This is a genomic window from uncultured Thiodictyon sp. (assembly GCF_903946935.1).
In the GTDB taxonomy this organism is placed as follows: Bacteria; Pseudomonadota; Gammaproteobacteria; order Chromatiales; family Chromatiaceae; genus Thiodictyon.
Map to the genome: position 1 here is coordinate 1 of NZ_CAJAXH010000269.1, position 22,436 is coordinate 22,436.

Below are 22,436 nucleotides of genomic sequence, written 5' to 3' on the forward strand. Positions count from 1 at the left end.
ACGACCTTTGCCAGAAAATCAAAAACTTCATCGACTATTTCAACAAGACAATGGCCAAACCATTCCGCTGGACCTACCAAGGCAAGCCGTTGGCAGCCTAGCTTGACATGGTCCGAGCACTTTCATCCTGCGGTACTAGAGGTCGTTGAACGCAGCACTGGGGAGTTTTTCTATGACGCAGATGCGACCAGCGTGGAAGACCTGGAAGAGATCGGGACCGCGACACCCATCCCTCTCGCTGGCCAAACCAAATCTGGTGCGGGTGAAGAGCGCGCGGCCCCTAAAGGAAGGCTAGCCCAGTGGTGGGCGCGCGTCAACGACGATATGGCGCATCCCGGCATCCGCTTCAGCCTCGCCCCCGCCGCCGACTCCGGCGGCTCCCCCCTGGGTGGAGGCGCCCACCTATGGCAGTCCATCAAGGACTTCCTGGAGCCCGCGGGAGAATGGACCAAGGACAAGTGGGAACAATCCCTGCCGACCGTCCTGGGTGCCATCACCACGCGCCAACTGGCGGAGGTCGGCGAGGCCGTCATCCCGGGTATCCAGGCGTACCAGAGCCAGGTCGGCGCCATGGACACCAGGCGCAATGAACTGATTGAGGAGGCGGGGACCTTCGCGTCCGATGTCTGGCAGCCGTGGGCGCGGACCAACCGGGCGATGGCGGAGCGGCTCGCCAGCCTGATGAACCAGTCCACCAAGGACCAGGTGGACCCGGCCGATTACGAGACGCTCAAGGTCGCGTTGAAGCTGGGCCCCAGTGAACTGTTCTGGCGCACCCGCGAGGCGACGGACGCGAACGTGAAGACGTTGCGCGAACAGGCCAAACAGATGCTGGGCTCAAAGAAGGCCGAAGACCGCGGCATGGCCGGCTACTACTCAGCAGCAGCCGATCAGCTCGCGCTCGCGGTGCGGGCGGAGAAGAAGCGCCAGAAGGCCCTGCCGGCGCTGCGCCAGGAGTTCAACGCCCTGCCGACGGAGGCACAGGCGATCTACCGCCAGGCGCGCGACCTGTACAAGAAGCGCTCGGAACAAATGAAGGACGCGCGCATCAAGGAGATCGAGGAATCCGAGGTCCTGGACGAGGCCGGCAAGCGCCTGCTGGTGGCGCAAATCCGCGCGGCCTACGAGAACCCCATGGACGAGGCCGGCAACCCCAAGCTCGGCCCCTACTTCCCGCTGTGGCGCCACGGCCGCTACTACGTGACCGCCCGGCGCTTCCCGACCGGCACGCAGCGGCTGTTCGTGCGGCCGGACGGCGAGCTGTTTGCCAGCGCCAAGGCGGCCACCGCCGGCATTGCCGGGCGCGCGGACCTCAAGGGCGTCGACGTGAAGCCGGTCTGGCTCGGCGATCCGGCCGCCCCGGTGACTGAGGGTGTGGACCAGGCGCACGCGGTGCAGACCTGGGAGGTCCTGGCGCGCGACAATCCGGCCGAGATCAAACGCTGGAAAGAGACCATGGACGCCACCTACGCGCGCTCGGTCTTCATCGGCTTGCAGGCCGAATACCGCCGCCAGGTGGCCGACCGCGCCCAGGCCCCGGGGTCTGAGAACCTGGCCGGCGGCTGGGCGCTGGAAGAACGCGGCGAGCCCGGCTTCTGGCGCGCCGACACCCCCAGCGAGCGGCGCGGTGTGGTCGCCAGTCTGCAACAGGGCGGCTGGACCATCCTCGCGCAGGGCATGACCAAGGAGGGACTCAAGGAGGTGCAGGGCGTGAGTGAGGGCTTCATTGCCGAGGCGGTCAAGAAGCTGCGCGACAAGGGCGACACGGCCGGGGCGGACCAGCTCTACCAACTGTATCTGAACACCCTGGGCGAGATGTCCATGCGCAAGCACTTCATCCACCGCAAGGGCACCACCGGTTTCAGCAAGGACGCCCTGCGCGCCTTTGGCTGGAACATGGGCCGGCTGGGTTACCAGATCGCCCGCGCCGAGCACATGCCGCACCTGCAACGGCTGCTGCGCGACATCGAGGAGACCAAGGAGGCGCGCGCCAAGGCGGGCACGGGCGCGGACGTGACCAAGGCCGATGCCTTCCTGGGTGAACTCAAGAAGCGCCACGAGTGGATCAACAACCCTGCCAACGCGCCCATCGTCAACAAGGTGAACGCCTTCGCCTTCACCTGGCTGATGGGGCTCACACCCGGCGCCGCCCTGGTCAACCTCTCGCAGGTGCCGATCATGAGCCTGCCGGTGCTGGCCGCGCGCTTCCATGGGGCCGGCTGGGGCGGGGCGTCCAAGACCCTGGGCCAAGCCTATGTGGACGTGGGCCGCGGCTTCACGCCGGAGGTCCTCAAGGGCTATGTGCAGGGCCGCCCACACCCCAACCATGCGGCCAACCTGACGGCGGACGAGGCGCGCGCCTTCGGCGAGTGGAGCCTGTCGGGAGTGCGCGGCAATACCGTGGTCCACAACCTGGCCGGCATCGGCGAGGGCGACTCCCTGATGAACTCGGATGCCTTCAACCGCGCCATGGCCCTCGTCTCCTGCGGCTTCCAGGCGGCGGAGGTGATCAATCGCGACGTGACCCTGTTGGCGGCCTACCGGCTGGGCCGGGCGGCGGGCCTCACGCATGTGGAGGCGGTGGCCAAGGCGGAACTGGCCACCTGGGATACCCAGTTCGACTTGAGCAACACCAACCGCGCGCGCTGGATGCAAAGCGATGTCGCCAAGGTGATGCTGATGTTCAAGAGCTACGCCCAGCACACCACCTGGTTGATGGGGCGCAATCTGTTCCTGTCCATCAAGGGCGAGACGCCCGAGGTGCGGCGCGAGGCGCGCACCCTCTTTGCCGGCGTGCTGGGCATGACCGGGCTGTTCGCCGGCACCCTGGGGCTGCCGATGGTCGGCACCCTGTTCGCCATCGCCAACCTGGCGGCGGCGGCCTTTGGGGATGATGACGAGCCCTGGGACGCCGAGACCGAGTTCAAGAACTGGCTGGCCCGCACCTTCCCAAGCTCCGTGGCGGACATCATCGCGCGCGGCGGCATGAACAAGGCGACCGGCATGGATTGGGCCTCGCGCGTGGGCATGAACACCCTGTGGTGGCGCGACGCGGACGCGGACATGACCGGGGCCAAGACCTTCCAGAGCATCGAGGAGCAACTGCTGGGGCCGGTGCCGTCCATCGCCAGCTCGCCCTTCAAGGCCTATGACCAGATCATGAACGGCGAGTGGGAGAAGGCCGCCGAGGCGGTCTCGCCCAAGTTCTTGCGCGACCTGCTACAAGCCACCCGCTACGCGACCAAGGGCGTGCAGAGCAGCAAGGGGGCGCCGGTGCTGGAGCCCGGGGATCTCAACCCCTGGCAACTCATCTGGAAGGGGTTGGGCATGAACCCTGACGAACTGGCGGTGCGGCGCGATGCCAACAACGCCATCAAGCTGTACGAGGGCCGCATCCTGGACCGGCGCTCGCGCCTGATGACGGCCTATGCCCTGGCCATCATCCACCAGGACGCGGACGCCCAGGGCGCGCTCTATCCCAAGATCGTGGCCTTCAACAAGGCCCAACCCGCCATGCCCATCACCCCGCGCTCGGTGCGCACCAGCGTGCGCAACCGTGAAAAGCTGGTCGCCACCGCGGAGCATGGCATGTCCATCAACAAGCGACTGAAAGAACAGGTCAGCCAGGCAGGGGGCTTTGCACAATGATCTCCCGTGGCGGTTCCCGCCGCCGCGGGAGTGGGCTAAAAAAACGACTTGATGACGAGCGAGGCGACGCCGGCCAGCAGCAGCCCGAGCATCCATTGCAGCAGCGTGAACTTGCCGTTCATGTCCATGAACTTGCCGGTCAGGTCGCTGCGCAACAGGTCAATCTTCGCGTCCAGACGCTGTTAGGTCTCCTGCAGGGCGTGCCGCAGGTCGGTATCGTGGGCCACCAGGTCGGGCTTGGTGGCCAGGTCCGCCTCGCCCTGGGCGGTGCGGAAGGCCTCGGCAATGGCCTCTGCCTGATTCTCCGGGATGCCGGATTCCTTGATCGTGCGGATGAACCGGTGGGTATCGAACGCGATGGTGGTCATGGTGAAATCCTCTGAGCCTTGACCAGAGTATAGGGTCTTCCCCGTTTACTGCAAAACGCGTTACTCGCCCCGGGGGATCACCCGCCGCTTCTTCACCACCACCACCGTGGCCGCCGACTTGGGCGCCGCCGCGGCCTTCGGTGCCGGTACCGCCGCCGGCTTCGCTTGCACCTTCTTCTTCTTCCCCTTCTGCTTCGGCGCCTTAGCCGCCTTCTTCGCCCGCCGGGCCGCGGCCGCCGCCTGAATCTGCGCCTGCCGCTCCAGCGCCAAGGTGCGCCGCGCCTCCCGCTCGCTGGCGGCCTGCGCCGCAATCGCCCGGTCCCGCTCGATGCCCGCCACGGCCACCGCCGCGGCCTCCTCGGTCACAGCCCCCACGGGCTGGCCTTGCAGATCGATCCGCGGCGCCCCGGCGAGCAGGGTGCGCCGATAGGTCAGCCGCGCGCAGTGGGCACGCAGCGGAAAAACGGGGACGGACAACGATTTGGCGCCCGACTTGGGGTGACGCAGGAACCCCAACGCGCCGCGACTGTGCGAAAATTGTGCGAATCCGGTGCGCTCCAGCGACCGTTTCATGCGCGTTTGTGCGGCGGGCACCAGTGCATGTGGTTGATATTATTGCTTCTACGCGGTTGTAATCAGCCCTCCGAAGGCTGGGGTCACAGGTTCGAATCCTGTCGGGCGCGCCAACTTCAGATCAGCCAAGACCGCCCGCCCTCCCTACTTCGGGAGGCGCGGGCGTTTTTGTCTGCGCGCGACTGTTGCCGTCCATTCTCAATGGTTGAACGGCCGCGGGCGGATCAAGACATTCGTGTCTTGGCGCGGCACTGTTTGGCATTGCCGCCCCCCGCTGGTCCGAGCGCCACAGGAGATTGTGACCATGTCCGATGAGAAGGTCTACGACGCGTCGCAGATCCAGGCGCGAATCGCCGCCGATCTGCCCCACTGGTATTACGAGGACGGCAAGCTCGGGCGCAAGTACCGCACCGGCGGTTGGAAGAGTACCCTGATGGTGGTCAATACCGTGGGGCACTTGGCGGAGGCGGCCTGGCACCATCCGGAATTGGCCGTCGCCTATGACAGCGTGCTCGTGAAGCTGTCCACCCACTCGGCCAATGGCTTGACTGACAAGGACTTCGAGCTGGCCCAGCGGATCGAGGAGACCCTGACCTGGCGGCCTGGAGCGGGCAGCGCACTCGCGGGCACACCGGATGATCCGCGGTTCACCTACATCAAATACGATTGAGATGGCGCCCGCGCGTTAAAACCCACCCGCCGGATCGGCTATACTCAGGCGCATCTGTCACGCCATAGGGTATTACGACCGATGACCTCCCCGCGCTCATCCTATCTCGCCATCGCCGGCCACGAGGTCCATCTGACCGCCTGGGGCGATCCAGCCGCCCCGGCCCTAGTGCTGTGGCATGGTTTGGCCCGGACCGGGCGGGATTTCGACACCCTGGCCCGCCGGTTCGCCGACCGCTTCCATGTGGTCTGCCCAGACACCATCGGCCGTGGCCTGTCGAGCTGGTCGGCGACACCCGATGAGGACTACAGCATCCCGGTCTATTGCCAGCACGCGCTCGCCCTGCTGGACCATCTGGGCATTGCCGCGTGCCGCTGGGTCGGCACCTCCATGGGCGGGCTGATCGGTATGGCCTTGGCGGGCACCCCGGAGACCGCACTACGCATCGAGCGGCTGGTGCTCAATGACGTGGCCCCGCGACTCAATCGGACGGCCATCGCGCGCATCAAGGCCTATGTCACCCTGGTCCCGGAATTCGCCAACATGAGCGAATTCGAGACCTTCTTGCGCACCGTCTATGCCCCCTTTGGCCATCTGACCGATGACGAGTGGCGCCTGATGGCCGAGACCTCCGTGCGCCGGCGCGATAACGGCCGCCTCTCGTCCCATTATGATCCGGCGGTGATGCGTGTCTTCGCCGAGCAGTTCCAGGACTTCGACATGTGGGCGCTCTTCGACGCCATCGCCTGTCCGGTCCTGGCGCTGCGCGGTGCGGCCTCGGACCTGGTCGAGCCCCAGGTGGCGGATGAGATGACCCGACGCGGCCCCCGGGTCCGGCTGGTGACCATCCCCGGCTGTGGCCACGCCCCGGCACTCAATACGCCCGAGCAGATGGCCGTGTTGGGAGACTTCTTGGGTTAGATTGCACTCCCCACGGCCTCGATCGTCATTCCGGCCGGGACGCCGGAATCCAGGCCAGGGATGGCAACCTCTCGGCCGCCGCAGACTCGCCGATCGAGCGGATTGGCCGGAGCGACGGTCAAGGCCCGCTCCCCACTGTCCGCGCCCGCAACTGCCCGCAGCCGCCGTCGATATCCTGGCCGGCGGAATTGCGCAGCCGGGTGACGATGCCGCGGCGTTGCAAGGCACCGGCCAGGGCATTCGCGCGTTCCCATGAGGGTCGGCGAAAACCCAATCCGTCATTAGCGTTATAGGGGATGAAGTTCATCATCGCATATTTGCCGGCGAGCAGCCGCGCGATGCTAGCGACCTCTTCATCGCTATCGTTGATGCCGGCAAGCAGGGTCCATTGATATTGGATCGGGTAGCCGGTGGTGCGGGCATAATGCTCCGCCAGCTCGACCAACTCCGGCGGATCGATGCGCGGGGCCTGCGGCAGCAGCCGGGCCCGCAGCGCCGGGCTGGTGCTATGCAGTGAGATGGCCAAGGCCGGTTTGACCTGCCCCTGCGGCAGTCGCTCGAAGACCCGGCGGTCGCCGACGGTGGAGAAGACCAACTCCTTGTGACCGATAGCGCCGAGCGTGCCGAGCAGTTCGATGGCCTCCTGCACATTGCCCAGGTTGTGGGTCGGCTCGCCCATGCCCATGAACACCACCCGCTTGACCGGACGGCGCGTGCGGGCGAGGGCCACCTGAGCGACAATCTCGGCGCTGCCCAGTTGGCGTCGCAGCCCGGTGCGCCCGGTCATGCAGAAGATGCAGCCGACCGCGCAGCCGACCTGGGAGGAGACGCACAGCCCGCCGCGCGGCAGCAGCACGCTCTCCACCGTCTCGCCGTCGGCCAGCGCGATCAGGAGGCGCGCCGAGCCGTCCTCGCCGGGGTGCTCGGCACTCAGCCGTGCTAGCCCGTTAAGCTCCGTGGTCAGGTCCGGGAGCGCGTTGCGCACCCCCAGCGGCAGGAAGTCCTCGGCCCGGCGGTGGCGGGTCGCCACCGGGATGGCCCGCGCCCAGGATTGCAGGATGCGCGCCTCGTGACAGGGCTTGGCGCCGGCGGCGCGCAGGCGTCGGCGGATGTGTTCGATACGCGTGATGGGACTCCCGGCTGGCCGCAAACGGTCACTAATAGCACATCCGACGCTGTCGTATCCGGTAAGATGTGCAGCTTACGATCTTCCTGCCGCCGTCCGGGATTGACGCCGCCACCCCGTTGCCGGCCGCTCATCACGCCGCTCGAGAAGCCGCCCATGCTCCACCTCGACCTTCCTACCGCCGCCGAGCTGATCGACCTTGCCATGGCACGTACCGATCTTGCGGTATCGCTCTTTCTGCCGACCACGCCGGCCAGCCTGGAGACGGATGCGGATCGTATCCTGCTGAAGAAGCTGACTAAGGAGGCCGTCGTCCGGGCGCAGGCGGCCGGGGCCGACCTCTACCGGATCGCGGCCTTGGCCGAGGCGCTGGATGACCTGATCGACGACGACGCCTTCTGGCGCTATCAGGCGCACGGCCTGGCGATCTATGCGACGGCGGACAATTTGCGGACCTTTCGGCTGCCGCACACACTGGCACCCCTCATCGCGGTGTCCGAGCGCTTCCATCTGCGGCCACTGCTGCGCTCGGTCACCTTCTGCAACGCCTGCTATGTGCTGGCGCTCGCCGATGGCGGGGTGCGTCTGATCGAGGTCGCGGCCGACCTGCCGGCCGGCGAGGTGAAGGTGATCGGGATGCCCAAGGCCTTGGCCTCCTCGCTGGGGGAGGCGGGTGGGGTGGATCGCTCACCCAGCGGTCGCCCGGTTGGCGCCGAGGGCGAGAAGGTGTTGCTGCGGCACTACGCGCGGCAGGTCGACGCGGCGCTGCGCGGGTTGCTCGCCGGCAGTGACATCCCGCTGGTGCTGGCCTCGGGCGCGGCCATGGGTGCCATCTATCGCTCGGTCAATACCTACCCGCACCTGGCCGCCCAAGGCATCCCGGGCAGCCCCGAGTGGCAGACCGAGGCCGAGCTGGCGAGTGCCGCGCGCGGCGTGCTGGACGGCCTCTACCGCGAGCAACTCGCCAAGTGGACCGCGCTCTACCGGCAGCGGGCCACCGAGGGGCGGGCGACGACCGACCTTGCCCAGGCGGCGCGGGCGGCCACTGGCGGTGCGGTCCAGAGCCTGCTGGTCGACCTGGACCGGACAGTCCATGGCACCGTGGGCGAGACCGATGGTGCAGTGACCCTGACGGACGGTCCCGACGCCGATCGCTGCGAGGTCATTGAGGAGACCGCACGCCGGGTGCTCCTGTCGGGCGGTCAGGTCTGGAGCGTGCCGCCGGCCGATCTGCCGGGGACCGAGCCACTGGCGGCCATCCTGCGTTATGCCATCTGAGCGCGCGCGCCCCGGCGGCCCCGCTCGATACCAATCAGCAACGAGGACACAGCATGCAACGGCGTGATTTCCTGAAGACTGCCGGGGTCGGCGCGGCGGCGGCCGGTCTGGCCCTGCCGGCGCGGGCCGCGGCCCCGACCCCGACCCCGACCATCAAATGGCGCCTGGCCTCCAGTTTCCCCAAGAGCCTGGATACCATCTATAGCGGCGCCGAGAACCTGGCCCGCCGGGTTTCCGAGTTGACCGATGGGCGTTTTGAGATCCGGCCCTTTGCGGGCGGCGAACTGGTCCCGGCCACCGGCGTGCTCGATGCGGTGCAGCAGAACACCGTTGAGTGCGGCCAGACCGCCTCCTATTACTACTATGGCAAGAATAAGGCGCTCGCCATCGAGACCACCTTACCCTTCGGTCTGAACGCCCGCCAACTCACCGCCTGGACCTATTATGGTGGCGGTATGGACCTGCTGCGGGCGCTGTTTGCCCAATACAATATCGTCAACTTCCCGGGCGGCAGCACCGGCGCCCAGATGGGCGGCTGGTATCGCAAGGAGATCAAGTCGGTGGCGGACCTGGCGGGACTGAAGATCCGCATTCCTGGATTTGGCGCCGAAATCTTCTCCCGTCTGGGGGCGGTTCCACAATCCCTGTCCGGCACCGAGGTCTATCCGGCGCTGGAGCGTGGCGCCATCGACGCGGCGGAATGGACCTCGCCCTGCGACGACGAGAAGCTGGGGTTCTACCGGGTGGCGAAATATTATTACTATCCGGGCTGGTGGGAGCCGGGGGCACAGTTGGCCTTTTATGTGAATAAGGACCAGTGGGGCGCCCTGCCGCCCGCCTATCAGTCGGCCTTTGAGACCGCCGCTGCGGAAACCCATCTGTTGATGCTGGCCGGCTATGACGCCAAGAACCCACCGGCGATGCAGCGGCTGGTGCAAAACGGCACCGTGCTCAAGCGCTTCCCGGACGACGTGTTGCTCAAGGCCTACGAGACCGCGCTTGCCATCTATGCCGAAGAGTCGGCCAAGAACCCCAGCTTCAAGGCGCTCTATGACTCCATGCACGCCTTCCAGGAGACCTCGGATGCCTGGTGGGGGGTAGCGGAGGCGTCCATGACCAACTTCCTCTCGGCGATGCGACGGCGCAAATAACCTGGCTCAGAGGGCTCGCTCCCACGCCGCCCTCCCTCTCGTTCCCACGCTCCGCGTGGGAATGCAGTCTTGGACGCTCCGCGTCCCGCCTCTCAGGCAATGAGGAAGTCACTTTCAACCTATAAAAAGCAATTTGTCCGCGAAAAACGCGAATGAACGCGAATAAGAAAAATGAGTTTCCGTCGGGCTGGCAGTCACCCTGGGCGTGAGCCAAGGCGCGCAATTATCTCTTTTTTATTTCGCGTTGTTCGCGGACGGATTTCCGAGTTTAATCTCATTAGTCTACGTCCTTGGACGGCGGGGCAAAGAGTCCATCATAGTCCTCACTATCGAGCAGACTGCCGCCGCCCCCTTGGTTCGGAATGATCACCTGCGTCGGGGTGTCATGGGGGGCGGGTGCCTCGCGCCCCCAATTCACGATTTGCGGGAAGCCCACGATCAGGGCCACCATGATGAGCTGAATCGCCAAGAAGGGCACCGCCCCCCAATAGATCTCAGTGGTGCGCACCACGGGTGGTGCCACCGAGCGCAGATAAAAGAGTGCAAAGCCGAATGGCGGGTGCATGAAGCTGGTCTGTAGATTGACCCCGATCAGTACCCCGAACCACACCAGATCGATGCCGAGCTTGTCCGCTACCGGGACCAGCAGCGGCAGTATGATGAAGGCGATCTCGAAGAAGTCCAGAAAGAAGGCCAGCAGGAAGACCATGGCATTCACAAAGACCAGAAAGCCCAGGGTCCCGCCGGGCAGACTGGTCAACAGGTGCTCCACCCATAGATCGCCATTCACCCCCCTGAAGGTCAAGCTGAACACGCTGGAGCCGATCAGGATGAAGATGACGAAGCTGGTAATCTTTGCCGTCGTGGTCATCGCCTGTATCAGCATGTTGCGGGTCAACCGCCCCTTGATGAGTGCGAGCAGGAGCGCACCGACCGCACCCATAGCGCCGCCCTCGGTCGGTGTGGCCCAGCCGATGAAGATGGTCCCGAGCACCAGGAAGATCAGCGCCAGCGGCGGCACCAGGGTCAGGAGCGCCCGCGCGGCCAGTGCCCGACCACGCAGGGTCCGCGTCTCCGGCGGCAGGGCCGGGACGCAGTGCGGGCGCAGCACCGAAGTGCCGAAGACATAAAGCGCATAGAGTCCGGTGAGCAATAGCCCGGGAATGAGCGCCCCCTTGTATAACTCGCCCACCGAACGGCCAAGCACATCGGCCATCACAATCAACACCAATGAGGGCGGAATGATCTGAGCCAGGGTGCCGCTGGCCGCGATGACGCCCGCCGCCAGCGGCCGATCATAGCCATAGCGCAGCATGATGGGGAGCGAGATGAGCCCCATTGCAATCACCGATGCCGCGACCACCCCGGTGGTGGCGGCCAGCAGTGCGCCGACGAAGATCACCGCATAGGCGAGCCCCCCGCGTACGCGCCCGAAGAGCTGGCCAATGGTCTCCAATAGCTCCTCGGCCATGCCGCTGCGCTCCAGCACCAGACCCATGAAGGTGAAGAAGGGCACCGCCAGCAGGACCTCATTGCGCATGATGCCGAACACCCGATCCGGCAGGGCCTGGAGCAGGGCAGGGCTGAGTAGTCCCAAGCCGATCCCGATCCAGGCGAACAGCATCCCCACCGCGGCCAGCGAGAAGGCCACCGGGTAACCGATGAGCAGGAACAGCACCAGTGAGGTGAACATCACCGGTGCGAGATGAGCGACGAGCCAGGCCTCCATGTCAGTGCCCGACCGGGGCGTTCGGCAGGGGGATGAGTCCCATCAACATGGCCGCACCCTTGATCGCCTCCGAGACCCCTTGCAAGGCGAGCAGGACAAAGGCGACCGGAATGGCGAGCTTCATCGGCCACCACCAGAGTCCACCGGGATTGAATGACGCCTCATCCTGGTGAAAGGAGAGCAGGAACCAGCCCCAACTATCCCAGACGATCAGCACACAGACCGGGAGCAGGAACAGCAGGCTGCCGATGAGATCGACCCAGACCTGGCCGCGGGGCGGCAGGTGCGTATAGAGTATGTCGACCCGCACATGGCCCCGCTCCAGGAGCGTCCAGGGCGCGCAGAGCAGGAACACCAGTCCGAACATGAACCATTGCCCCTCGATCATGGCGTTTGAGCCCCAGTCGAGCAGATAGCGCAGCGTTGCGGTCAGGGCCGAGAGCAGGACACAACCCAGGATCAGCCAGACCGTGGCCTGCCCGATGCGGCGGTTGAGCGTATCGATGATCGTCGAGAGGCGCAGGAACACAGGCATCCGCGGACGACTCCGGTGCAGTGAGAGGGTAGGGCGCAACAGTACCAGAGGTACCGATCAGGGGCCAAGCCGCATAAGCCGATCTGGCTCCCACGCTGCTGTGTGGGAGCCAGCGCGGGCGCTTCGCGTCCACTGGCTAGACCGGCCGCTATTGCAATCTTCGAGGATCGTTTGAGCGACCATAAGCCGCGGCAACGGCGCATACCATCACGGCCGCTGCCAAGACCATAGCCGGGGCGCCCCCTCCCATCAGATCCATTCGCATGACGACACACCCACTCGGCCAGATTATCGTTGTTCTTGACGCTCTTGCAGAACGCCAACCGCGGGAATGGGGGCAACCGCCGCTGGCGCCGGTGCAACGGCCAGAGGCGCCGGGGCCGGGGCGGCATACGTCGGCATGAAGCTGAACTGCCTGAGTACGACGCCCTCAACCCAAGGGGTCTGAGCCCCGCCGGTTTCGCTGTCCACCCCCTGCGCCACGTGTTTAAACACCTGCTGCGCCTCCAGCCCAGGTACGACCAGCGCCGCCAGCAGATGCTTGGTAAAGACCCCGCCGTCGCTCGCCACGGCCCCGGGCTGGGCGGCGTAGAGCACCAGCGTGCCCTTCGCCGGGGTCAACCGAGCCAGGCCGCGGCTGGCCGAGCGAAAGGCGCTGCGATAGGGACGATTGCGACAGGCATCCAGCACGACCATATTGAGCCCGTTGCCGGACTCGGCCATGCCATCGAGCACCCGCCCGGCATCCACCGCCTCGTCGCGCAGGTCGACCTCGCCGCCGATTTTGGCTCCGATTGGGATCAGATAGTTGCGCCCCTGGTACTCGATCCCATGACCGGCGAAATAGAAGAGTCCGACCTTGCCCTGCCCGGCCAGGGCACGGGTGAAGGTGTCGATGCCCTGCTCCATCGTGCGCTCATCCGCATTGAGCAGCAACTCCGCCGTGAAGCCGAGCCCGCGCAGCCGCGCGGCAACGTCGGTGGCGTCGTGTACCGCAGTGGCGAGCGCCCCCTTGGCATAGGCACCGTTGCCGATCACCAGCGCCAGTTGCCTCCCGTCGCCCGCCGCCCCCGTGCTCCGCAGCATCGCCACCACCAACAAGACCGCCCAGCCCCCCCAACCGCTTCTTTTCATCACCCGCCTCCTCAAGAGCAGCGTTATCACCAAAGGGAACATCAGGCGGCGTTAGGTGGTCGCCCGCAGTGAATCACTCCAGCGCATCCAATGCCGCCATCACCCATTGGAACCCCACCCGCTCCTGCTCCAATCGCAATCCCTTGCGGATGCGGTTGTCCCGCAGCGCATTGAATAATTCCGCTTCCGACTCGGTGAGCCGTGGCAGGTCATGACTCACCTGCTCTGGCTCCTCGCCCCACAGTGCCTCGTGGGCCACCAGTGTTTGCCGGTCCATCAGGAACGAGGCGACCTGGTCGAAGCGGCAGCGCAATTGATCGAGTATCGCGAAACCGTGGGTGTCGATATCGCCCCAATAATGGATGGGGCAGCGCCCGAGCCACTTGGCCTGCGCCAGGGCCTCCCAACCATAGCCGGCACCGAAGATCGCTATTGAGTGGGCCACGGACGGAAAGGCCAGAAAGTTGGTCTCGTTCTCGGTGATGAAGACGCGCTGGAGCGGCACCGCCAAGCGGGCGAAACTCTCCGCGTCCAGGGTCACATCGGGCCACACCGAGCCTGGGAGTATGGCGAGCCGGGCGTCGAGCACCCGAAAGCGTATACGGGTTGGCTTGTCGAGAAAACCAAAGCGGGCAGCAAACTGACCGATCCCGGTGCGTGCGCTGTCGATCGCCTCCGGCGGAAGGACCAGGTCGAGCAGCTCGGAGAGGACTCCGCGATGTGCCTCGATGAACTTGCTATGGACCCCAGGAATATCCACCTGACGCAGATAGATGCCCGGACGCGGATGAGCGGTCAGCCAGTCCACCACGGCAATCAGGTGCGGCCACGGCGCGCTGAGTTCGATAGCCTGCAATGGCCGTTTGCCAACCCAGGCGAGTAGGGCGGCCTGATGCGAGCGGGTGAACGCCAATAGCTCGATGAAGCGCTCAGTCTCACGGCGCTTGCCGATCAGTGCGACCGCGTCATCGAGCGTATCGACCCAGATGGACTGGGGCAGGCGTTGGGACCCGAGCACCCGATGATTGACCTCGCGCCATTCGATCCGCCAGTGCGCGACTGCCATCAGGTCGGCAATCCAGCCACGCACCGACTCGAATTGCTCGGCCAGCTCGGTGGAGCTGGGACACTTCAAAGTCAGCCGCAGCGGGAACCGCGGCTCATCGGTGACCAGTGGACGCAGCAACTCACCGCGCTCCCACAACCGGCGCAGTTGTGCCTTCAGATCGACCGGCGTGGTCCAGTTCATGCCGACAGTTCGGCCTTGCGCGCCCGATATTCCTCAATGGACAGGTTGCGCAGCTTGGAGTCCCGTCCGCCCTCGTTGTGGACGAAGCCGACGCTGGCGACATAGGGCTCGATGATGTGGATCTTCTGGAGCGGTGTGACGATCAGCAGTTGCAGATTGAGCTGCTGAAAGAGTCTCAGCCCGTACTGGGTCGATTCATCGGAACCCCGGCCGAAGGCTTCGTCAATGACCACAAAACGGAACGAGCGTGAACGCACGGCCCCCCATTCCAGCCCAAATTGATAGGCGAGGCTCGCCGCCAGGATAGTATAGGCGAGCTTCTCCTTCTGACCGCCGGACTTGCCGCCCGAGTCAGAATAGTGCTCGTGCTCGGTGCCATCCTCACGCCACCGCTCGCTGGCGGCGAACAGGAACCAGTTGCGCACATCGGTTACCTTGGCGGTCCAGCGCCGATCCGCCTCCGCGGTCCCGTCGCGCCCACGGAAGCGGTCGATGATCGCCTTGACCTGGAGGAATTTGGCCTCCGAGTATTGCGCGTCCTCAGAGCCGGTCAGCGCTCCCTCAGTACATGCCCGCAGGTCGCCCTGAAAGTCCCTGATCTCGGTATCCGGGCTGGTCTGGGATTCCAACACGATATAGCGCCCCGGATTGTAATCGATCTGGGTGAGCGACTCATTGATGAGCGCAATTCGCTCCCGGATGGTCTCGCGCTCGCGCGCCAGTTGCGCATTGAAATTGGCGATCTCATTGATCGTGTTGACGTTTAAGAGCTCCTTGAAACGCACCTCGAATCGCGGCAGGTCGTCGCGTCCCAACTGATCCAGCAGCTTCTGGTATTCAAATGCGGCCGCCAGGCTGGCATCGAATTCGGCCGTCTCCAGGGCATAGGCCTCTTTGAAGGCCGACATCGCCTTGATGATCCGCTCGGCGAGCCGCGAGAGCGCGCGGGTCTCGGTGTCCATGCGTTGCTGCACGCTGTCGCGTAACTCACGCTCGCGGTGGTCGCAGGAGTCGACCGTCAGTTGGTGCTCGCCCAAGAGTTCTGTGCGCAGGTCCGCCAGCCGGGTGCGCAACGGCTCGGCAATCTCGATGATTAACTCCGCGGTCTGTTGTTGCAGCGCTGCGGCGGCCTCCTGCTTGGTCTCGACGCTGCCCATTTCCTTATCCAGTGCCGAGAGTGCCGCCTCGCTCGCATTCAACGCAGTCTGGACCTCGGCGAGTTGGACCGTGAGCTCGCGCAACAGGTCGCTGGCCGCCTCCAGGCGCGCCTTTTCGTCTTGCAGACGGGCGATGGTCGTCGCACAGCCGGCCCAATCCAGGTCGCGGAATAAATCGAATTCGTGCAGGGCCGCCAGGGTCTCGATCTGCCGACGCAATTGTGACTGCTCGGTCTGTGCCTTGGCGATGGAGGCACCGATGCCGCCGAGATGGGTTGCCAGCGTGCGTTGCTGGCTCTCCAATGCCGCGATCTTGGCCTCATTGGTCCAGCCCAAGATGTAGCGGCTGCGGTCATCGAGCCGGTGACGGTCATCCTTCTCGTGACGCTCCCCCGGGGCCTTGACCTGGCCGCTGCGGGTCAAGGCCCGGGTCTCGCGCCGAAACTGCTCGGGCGTGGCGCAACAGGCATAATCGAAGCGGCGCGCCAGCTCCGGCTCCAGCCAGTCATAGAAGGCCGAGTCCGGGCGAATGGCGAGCTTGCGCACCAGTGAATCGCGGTGCAATGACGCAGCGTCCGCCGAGCGGCCGGGGCGTATCCGGAAATACACCAGCCGCCCGGCCAGATGGGTCCGATCCACCCAGGCGGCGACCTGCGCATAGTGGGTATCCGGCACCAGCAGCGACAGGCCGAAATTGTGCAGGACGCGTTCAATGGCGCCCTCCCACTCGCCGGCCTCCTCTCGCACCTGGAGCAGTTCACCGGCGAACGGCATCGCTTCGGCATCGAGCGCCAGGGCCGCGCAGATGGCCGAGCGCATCGCCACCTGTGACGACGGGATGTTGCTGCGTCTGGCCTTGAGGCTGGCGATCTCTCCGGCGAGCACCTCGTACTCACGCTTGCCCTCGCGCAATGAGACGCCCCATTCGGTGATCTGGTTTTGCAGGTCGCTTTCCTGCTGACTCAGGTCCTCGCGTCGGCGGCTCAATTGTTGGCGCTGGGCAGCGAATGCGGTCTCATCCCCGGCCGCGGTAGCGCCAATGGCCGCGAGCAGTTCGGCATACCGCTGGGCGCGCTGCCGGCGGCGGTCACGCTCGCGTTCCTGGTCGCGCAATTGGATGGCCAACTGCTCCAGGCGGTCCCCGCCGTTGTCCGCGACTGCGCGCTTGAGCCGGTCCAGCTCGGTGCGTTCCTGGTCGCGTTGCTCGCCGCGCCGGGCCTTTTGGGCCGCCAGGCGTTGCTGGTCGGCGGTCAGCAGTTGCAGCCGCCGCTGGAGCAGTGCCAGCTTCAGCTCGGCGAAATAGGACCTCAGTGCATCGCGGCAGGACCGCAGCTCCTCCAACTCGGCCGCCTGGATTCGATGACGGTCACAGTCGGCCACCAGGGGGGTGAGCAGCGCCACCTGACGCTTGGCTTTGAGTACCGCCTCGTGCGCCCGATTGAGGTCGTCGCAATGGGCGATCAGCGCGCCGATCCGCGGGGCCACGTCGAATGGCTCCAGCATCTGATTGCGCACGAAGTCGGTGAGGTTACCCACCGACTTCATCGAGACGGTCTGGTGGAAGAGATCCAGCGCCTGTTCATTGTCGATGCCGAAGCGGCGCCGGAACCAGGCGCCATATTTTGGAAAGCTGTCCTCGATCTCGGCCCCCAGCCGGCGCAGCTTCTTGCGCAATTGAGCGATGTCGGTGCCGAACCGGGAAAAGTCATCGGCAATCGACAATGCGCGCTCCGCACCGACAAAGAAACGCGCCGGCTGACCCTGCGCGTCCTTCATCCAGAAGACCTGCGCCAGGGTGACCGTCTGGTCGAAGCCCGCATTGTGGAAGACGCCCAGAATGACCGAATAGCTGTTGTGATCGCGCAGCGAGACCGGTTTGGCGGTGCCGGTGACCTCATTGCGTTCCGATTTGTAATGACCGAGCACATAGGAGCGCAGCGTCCGCTCTCGGCTGTCGGCCCCGGCCGCCTTGTTATAGGCGATGCGCTGCACCGGCACCAGCAGGGTGGCGATGGCGTCGACCAGAGTGGACTTGCCGGAACCGATATCGCCAGTGACCAGGCAATTCTTACCATTCAGATGCAGCGTCCACACGCGCTTATCGAAGGTCCCCCAGTTGAACACCTCGAGGCGTTGCAGACGAAAGCCGGCCAGGGTATCGTCGGCCACAAAGTCGAGCCCCAGGCTCAACGGCTCATTCATCGTCGGCAGTCCCCGCCCCGGCCAGCCGGGTCTGATACTCGGCTAGGCGCGCGTCGAAATCGGCCAACCATTGGGCATCGACAAAGGCCTTGAGGATGCGCCGGACCTCGAATCCGGCCGGGCCGCCGGCGGCCTTCAGCCGGCGCAGGAAACCCAGCTCGATGATCTTGTTGATATGAGTCTCGATCTGGTCGATGAGCCTGGCCTCGTTGCTGCTGTCGGGCAGGAACACCCGTACCAACTCGAGAATGTCATCGCGGGTCAGCACCAGCCGGGTATCGCCGCCCCCGGCGTCGAACTCGGCGAGCTTTTTGCGCAGCAGGGCCAGCAAAAGACTGACGGGAAAGGACAATGGCCGCCGTGCGACCAGGCGGGGTAGCTTCGCCGCGGACTCGTCCTCGGCGGCCTCGGGACGACTCTTGAGGAAGGCGTAGCCCTCGGACTCGTCGAGCACCAGCTCGAGACCCAGGATCGCCACATGGTCGCGCACCCTGGCTTGCAGGTTGAGCAGTCCGCTCCACAGGCGCTCGTCGCCCTCGCGATAGATTACCCCCTTGAGCAGGGTGATGGCCAGGGTCGACAGGTCGACTCCAGCGGCGGGCGGGGTAGGGGATTGGGCTTCCATCCGCGTATACTAACCCAGACGTGTACTTTGCGTGCCTGAGAAAAAACAAAGATGACGCCTGCCTGAGACGGCGCGTCACCGCATCCCATCAACCTAGAAAGAGCAGTTGTCACGCCAAGGCGCCAAGCTAGCCAAGGCATTTCAGTGCGTTATCAGCCCTGCGACAGTCACCCGGAGGGTGATCTGGATAGTGGTTCTACCCGATTGTATTTGTTGGCGAGCTTGGCGCCTTGGCGTGAGCTATTCTTGCTAGCGCTCATCGCATAAAAATCACCCGCGGCAGCCGTGCGAGCCGCTCCATCGCCAGACCCTCATCCGTGACCGTCTGCCAGGCGATCACCTCCATGGTGTCCTCATCGACCGTCGTCTGGAAGGTATCGCTGCCCAATTGCAGATAGGCCACCAGTTCGGCCAGACCCTGCTGTAGCGGCTGGGCGTCGGTCAATTGCCGCAGTGTGACCTGGGGGCGGTCCTGAAGCGCGTGACGAATATGACGGGCAAGCTGGGCGTGATCGACCATCGCTTGCGAATAGAGTGCCGCGGCATCCACCTCGGAGTCGCCCGCGGTCAAGGCGATATTGGCGATCAGCGGCTTGAGTGGCGGGGTGAACAGCGGACGCTCCATCGGCAGCTCGAGCGTGGCGGCGGACTCCGCAATCTCCATCACCTCGCCCGTGGGCGGGGTCGCGCGCAGCGCCAGTGCCTTCGCCTCAATGCCGTGGAGAATGTCCATGATGCGGCGGTTCTCCAGCCAGGCCTGGTCATCCAGAAAGCGCCTCAGTTGCTGTGAGAGCAGCGCCACGGTGCGCTGGGTCTGCTCACCCGCCACGAGCCAATCGTAATGGACCCGCCGGGTGCGTGCATCCGGCCCCATTTCGAGCACCGGCGGTAAGCTGAGGATGCGCGCCAGCAGCTCGGTCAGCTCCTCCTGTCGGCGGCTGGACATCAAGAAGTCCCAGAAGGCCCGGAAGCTGCGGCCCTGATCGGAGTCGGCAATCGCATCGCGCTCGCCCATGATCTCCTCCAACAGCGCACCCTTGGAGCCGTCCCACAGGGCAATGCGCTCGCGCACCCGCCGATCGAGCAGGCGGAAGTTGTGTTCCACCTCCCGAAAGTCGGTCAGCAGGTCGCGGGCCAATTGGGTGAATTGCTGGAAGCGGTCCTTGAGGGAGCTGTCATCCAGCAGCGGCATATCGCCCGCCAGGACCCGGCCGATCTCGGCATCGATGGCGTCGCGCCGCTTGTGCAACTCGGCGATGCGCTTGGCCGGGTCTGCCTCGCTGCCCTCCGACATCTGCTGCAACAAGGCAAAGAGGGTGAGCAGGCGCGACTCGGTGCCGACAAATCTGCGCTCGGCCAGCGTCCCCAGCCAGGCGATGGCCTTTTCGGTCGTCGGGGTCAGGTCGAACTGCGGCTCGTCCGACCCCTGGGCATAGAACTTGCGCAGCCAGCCCTTGTCGGGCGCGGCCCAGTCGTTGAGATAGGCCAGCGCGGTCTTCGGAAAGGCGTCCGTACCCAGTCGGCGGCGCAGTTCGTAGAGTTCATCCTCCAGCGCCTCGGCCAGATCGGCCGCCGCCATCACCCGCACGTTTGGGGTGATAAAGACGCGCTGCAGAAAGCTCGCCACCAGGCAGGCGTGGTCCGAACGCAACAGCCGCCATGCCGGGTGATAGGTACGCAGCGCCTCGAGTGTGTCAAAGTCCATGGTTCCGAGCCGGTTGAGTGTCGGCAACGCGCCCGGTCAGTGGGGCGGTTGCCGCTTTGGCCGGCAGTTTACCCTGGCGTGACCTAGGCCGCTGATCAATTGACTCCACTGCCGCGTCCCGCGCGGGGCCTGGGTTCTCGCGACGCCGCTCTAGCGCTGCCGCGCCTGTGTCAGGCGCTCTGCGCCGCGTACGCCTATCCCCGGATGATGGGCAAGAACGGTGATACGCCCGCGACCTCAGATGGTAGAATCCGCCAAGGGCTTCGCTACGCAGTGGTCCCGCCAAGCGCAATGACATCAACACCTAAATGCCAGATCATAATGAGCATCAAATCAGGATCGCGAGATAAAAAATGCCTCGTACTGATTCAGGGAGAGGAATTGTTCGCCTTGCAGGAAGTTACCTATCTCATGAGCGAGAGTTTCGGGCTTGACTCGCGAATATTAAATTACAAAGGCAAGCGCCCGATCGGCCTTTATGAATGGGACTTTGAATGCATCCTTGGCGGGAGCGACTATTTTTTTAGGAAGGGCGACGACCAATACCCGACGCTGACGACGGATGAAAAAGCAGCATTAGACCGACTCCATCAACGCCTTGATGCAGTCTACAAGGAGACCTATGAGTCGACATAAGCCGTGGCGCTTGAGCAGATAGAGTCCTTTTGCCGAGTCGCCGACGTCGGTTCGGTCCTTTATCGTTTTCCGACCACCACCGGTGGTGGCATTGGTCGCGGCTGGGTGCCCCTTCTCTCCCCGTAGGAGCGGCCCGCCGGCCGCGACGGGTTACCGCAAGGATCGGCGGCCGGAGCGATTATCAAGCCCACTGCCGGCCGGGGCATTCGCTATGTCCGGAACGGTTTGAACCCCTGTAGGCACTTGCCATCAGCCAGTCACGGAATAAAATTCGGGACGAAGTAAATACCCCGTTCCGCCCTAGCGGCCTCGGTCATAATCCCGGCCACCGCGCTAACGGCGAGGTCGTTGGTCCGCACAGCGGACTACGGGCGCGGCGCAAGCCGTAGGGTCCGCTGTGCGGACCGATAGCCGCAGGATGGAGTCATGATCAAGGTCGTCCTGGTTCTGCCCGCATCAATGAATGCGCCAGGCCAAAAGCGAATGCAGGCGCCATGCGACCGCCGCCAAGCCCAGTGTACTCAACAGAAGCGCCGCAGCCAACGCTTGGATAAGTGCCGCCCGGCGTCGCGCTGGCGAACCCCGAAGCACCACCGTATCGCGAATAACCCGTGTATCCGGTGGCGGAAACCGCATGGCGGCTCTCACCCGGGCGCCAAAGCGCCAAAGATACAGACCAAACCACACCACGGTGACGGATGCTGTTCCGACGCACCAATCGAATGCCGTCGCGAGAGACTTTGTCAGGTCCTTCGTATTGTCGATAGGCAACTGCCTGAATTCAGCGAGCCAGCGCTGCAACATGACGATGGCGACTACACCAACGATGAGCGCGAAGAGCGTCATGAAGACGGCCTGCCTTCGTTGTTGCGGGTCTGCGCGCTGAATTTCCATGGTAGGTTGCGGCCTAAACTGCTATTTTTTGCTTTCGTTCGTTACTGACGGGGTTCGGCCTGTTCCTCCAGTCGGCACGGGCGATCAGAATACAGCGGGGCGGCTGCAACGATGATCAAGGCCGGCGTCAGCGTTACAGCGCTCGTTATGCGGCGACATCGATGTACTCGACCTGACTATTCGGGATTGGCAATGTGATGCCGTCTTCCCGCATACCTTCCAGATCGAAAACGATTGCTTCTTTGATTTCCTGTTCTACTTCCTCGATTGAAGCACCGGTAGCAATGCAGCCTGGCAGATCAGGAACGTAAGCATAGAAATTGTTCTCCGCCTTTTCGATGACAATCGCATAGCGCATGAATGTTACTTCCAGCCTGCTTGCTTGAATATGCTATTTTGAGTTCCAGGGGCGATGTCGTCGTTCGGTTTACCAGGAACTGTTACGCGACCCGGTTTGGTCGAGTGCCTGAATTGGCGATGACTGCCGCGGGTTGCGGCTAATTGCCAACCGTCATTTTCAGCATGTTCAATAGCTCTGCGACCTTCATTTTCGATAGAAGTCACTTTGTTGCCAGGGGTAGAGATTCAGCGTAAAACTTGGTCTGTGTCCAATTGCTCAGGCAAGTTTCTAGGTTTTTAATTGAGCCTGGCCCCTTTTTCGTGCAGCCACCCGAATCCTCAGGCAATTTGGCTGAGGTTAGGCGATTTCCATATAATAGTTTCCCTGCTAGAATAGCAATGTTCCCAACAGATCGACCCACCAAGTGCATCTATGTTATCCGAGACCGAAACGGTTGTGCTGCCTTTGCTTCCCACGCAAATCGAAGACCTGAGA

The 22,436-nt window shown here is 64.3% G+C and carries 19 protein-coding genes and 1 tRNA gene; 7 read left to right on the forward strand and 13 right to left on the reverse strand.

Annotated features, from left to right (window positions below; genetic code table 11):
- The first annotated feature begins 324 nt into the window (after positions 1 to 324).
- Positions 325 to 3,648 carry a PLxRFG domain-containing protein gene (locus QZX93_RS23725; RefSeq protein ID WP_295385105.1) on the forward strand — a complete coding sequence of 1,108 codons (3,324 nt, stop codon included), beginning with the start codon at positions 325 to 327 and terminating at the stop codon, positions 3,646 to 3,648.
- Positions 3,649 to 3,830: 182 nt separating this feature from the next.
- On the opposite strand, the gene QZX93_RS23730 is transcribed toward QZX93_RS23725, so the two are convergent.
- The gene (locus QZX93_RS23730; protein WP_295385107.1) at positions 3,831 to 4,016 is read right to left on the reverse strand and encodes a hypothetical protein; all 186 of its coding nucleotides are present in this window, start codon (positions 4,014 to 4,016) and stop codon (positions 3,831 to 3,833) included.
- Between the two features lie 60 nt (positions 4,017 to 4,076).
- Positions 4,077 to 4,589, reverse strand: coding sequence for a ProQ/FINO family protein (locus QZX93_RS23735; protein ID WP_295385109.1), 513 nt, complete (start codon positions 4,587 to 4,589; stop codon positions 4,077 to 4,079).
- 2 nt (positions 4,590 to 4,591) lie between these two features.
- On the opposite strand from QZX93_RS23735, the gene QZX93_RS23740 reads away from it, so the two are divergent.
- From QZX93_RS23740 to QZX93_RS23750, 3 genes are all read left to right on the forward strand, one after another.
- Positions 4,592 to 4,702: transfer RNA gene (locus QZX93_RS23740), tRNA-OTHER, on the forward strand.
- 191 nt (positions 4,703 to 4,893) lie between these two features.
- Positions 4,894 to 5,259, forward strand: coding sequence for a 4a-hydroxytetrahydrobiopterin dehydratase (locus QZX93_RS23745; RefSeq protein WP_295385111.1), 366 nt, complete (start codon positions 4,894 to 4,896; stop codon positions 5,257 to 5,259).
- Positions 5,260 to 5,340: 81 nt separating this feature from the next.
- On the forward strand, positions 5,341 to 6,180 hold the full coding sequence (locus QZX93_RS23750; protein ID WP_295385113.1) for an alpha/beta hydrolase: 840 nt from the start codon (positions 5,341 to 5,343) through the stop codon (positions 6,178 to 6,180).
- 118 nt (positions 6,181 to 6,298) lie between these two features.
- Here the strand turns inward: QZX93_RS23750 and QZX93_RS23755 are convergent, their stop codons facing one another.
- Positions 6,299 to 7,330 carry an RNA methyltransferase gene (locus QZX93_RS23755; protein ID WP_295385114.1) on the reverse strand — a complete coding sequence of 344 codons (1,032 nt, stop codon included), beginning with the start codon at positions 7,328 to 7,330 and terminating at the stop codon, positions 6,299 to 6,301.
- A 132-nt stretch (positions 7,331 to 7,462) separates the two neighbouring features.
- Between QZX93_RS23755 and QZX93_RS23760 the strand changes: the two genes are divergently transcribed.
- Positions 7,463 to 8,584, forward strand: a complete 1,122-nt coding sequence (locus QZX93_RS23760; protein ID WP_295385116.1) for a hypothetical protein — start codon at positions 7,463 to 7,465, stop codon at positions 8,582 to 8,584.
- Between the two features lie 53 nt (positions 8,585 to 8,637).
- Positions 8,638 to 9,735 carry a TRAP transporter substrate-binding protein gene (locus QZX93_RS23765; protein WP_295385118.1) on the forward strand — a complete coding sequence of 366 codons (1,098 nt, stop codon included), beginning with the start codon at positions 8,638 to 8,640 and terminating at the stop codon, positions 9,733 to 9,735.
- A gap of 277 nt (positions 9,736 to 10,012) precedes the next feature.
- On the opposite strand, the gene QZX93_RS23770 is transcribed toward QZX93_RS23765, so the two are convergent.
- The 7 genes from QZX93_RS23770 to QZX93_RS23800 form a co-directional block, all read right to left on the reverse strand.
- The gene (locus QZX93_RS23770; RefSeq protein ID WP_295385120.1) at positions 10,013 to 11,464 is read right to left on the reverse strand and encodes a TRAP transporter large permease subunit; all 1,452 of its coding nucleotides are present in this window, start codon (positions 11,462 to 11,464) and stop codon (positions 10,013 to 10,015) included.
- Between the two features lies 1 nt (position 11,465).
- Positions 11,466 to 11,999 carry a TRAP transporter small permease subunit gene (locus QZX93_RS23775; RefSeq protein WP_295385122.1) on the reverse strand — a complete coding sequence of 178 codons (534 nt, stop codon included), beginning with the start codon at positions 11,997 to 11,999 and terminating at the stop codon, positions 11,466 to 11,468.
- A gap of 288 nt (positions 12,000 to 12,287) precedes the next feature.
- Positions 12,288 to 13,133 (reverse strand): caspase family protein, encoded by an 846-nt coding sequence (locus QZX93_RS23780; protein ID WP_295385124.1) that lies wholly within the window; start codon positions 13,131 to 13,133, stop codon positions 12,288 to 12,290.
- A gap of 73 nt (positions 13,134 to 13,206) precedes the next feature.
- Positions 13,207 to 14,382 carry a DUF3322 domain-containing protein gene (locus tag QZX93_RS23785; protein ID WP_295385126.1) on the reverse strand — a complete coding sequence of 392 codons (1,176 nt, stop codon included), beginning with the start codon at positions 14,380 to 14,382 and terminating at the stop codon, positions 13,207 to 13,209.
- Complete coding sequence (locus tag QZX93_RS23790; RefSeq protein ID WP_295385127.1) at positions 14,379 to 17,741, reverse strand: SbcC/MukB-like Walker B domain-containing protein; 3,363 nt, start codon at positions 17,739 to 17,741, stop codon at positions 14,379 to 14,381. The genes QZX93_RS23785 and QZX93_RS23790 overlap by 4 nt, the downstream gene beginning before the upstream one ends.
- On the reverse strand, positions 17,734 to 18,366 hold the full coding sequence (locus tag QZX93_RS23795; RefSeq protein WP_295385129.1) for a DUF4194 domain-containing protein: 633 nt from the start codon (positions 18,364 to 18,366) through the stop codon (positions 17,734 to 17,736). Before QZX93_RS23795 ends, QZX93_RS23790 begins: the two co-directional genes overlap by 8 nt.
- Before the next feature lie 256 nt (positions 18,367 to 18,622).
- A complete protein-coding gene (locus QZX93_RS23800) occupies positions 18,623 to 20,071 on the reverse strand; it encodes a DUF3375 domain-containing protein (RefSeq protein ID WP_295385131.1) in 1,449 nt (482 codons plus the stop codon).
- Positions 20,072 to 20,392: 321 nt separating this feature from the next.
- Here QZX93_RS23800 and QZX93_RS23805 point away from each other — a divergent pair, with 321 nt between their 5' ends.
- Complete coding sequence (locus QZX93_RS23805) at positions 20,393 to 20,707, forward strand: hypothetical protein (protein ID WP_295385133.1); 315 nt, start codon at positions 20,393 to 20,395, stop codon at positions 20,705 to 20,707.
- A gap of 456 nt (positions 20,708 to 21,163) precedes the next feature.
- Here QZX93_RS23805 and QZX93_RS23810 read toward each other — a convergent pair whose 3' ends face one another.
- From QZX93_RS23810 to QZX93_RS23820, 3 genes are all read right to left on the reverse strand, one after another.
- Positions 21,164 to 21,601, reverse strand: coding sequence for a hypothetical protein (locus QZX93_RS23810; protein ID WP_295385136.1), 438 nt, complete (start codon positions 21,599 to 21,601; stop codon positions 21,164 to 21,166).
- A gap of 145 nt (positions 21,602 to 21,746) precedes the next feature.
- On the reverse strand, positions 21,747 to 21,959 hold the full coding sequence (locus tag QZX93_RS23815; RefSeq protein WP_295385139.1) for a type II toxin-antitoxin system HicB family antitoxin: 213 nt from the start codon (positions 21,957 to 21,959) through the stop codon (positions 21,747 to 21,749).
- A 5-nt stretch (positions 21,960 to 21,964) separates the two neighbouring features.
- The gene (locus QZX93_RS23820; protein WP_295385142.1) at positions 21,965 to 22,165 is read right to left on the reverse strand and encodes a type II toxin-antitoxin system HicA family toxin; all 201 of its coding nucleotides are present in this window, start codon (positions 22,163 to 22,165) and stop codon (positions 21,965 to 21,967) included.
- Between the last annotated feature and the right edge of the window lie 271 nt (positions 22,166 to 22,436).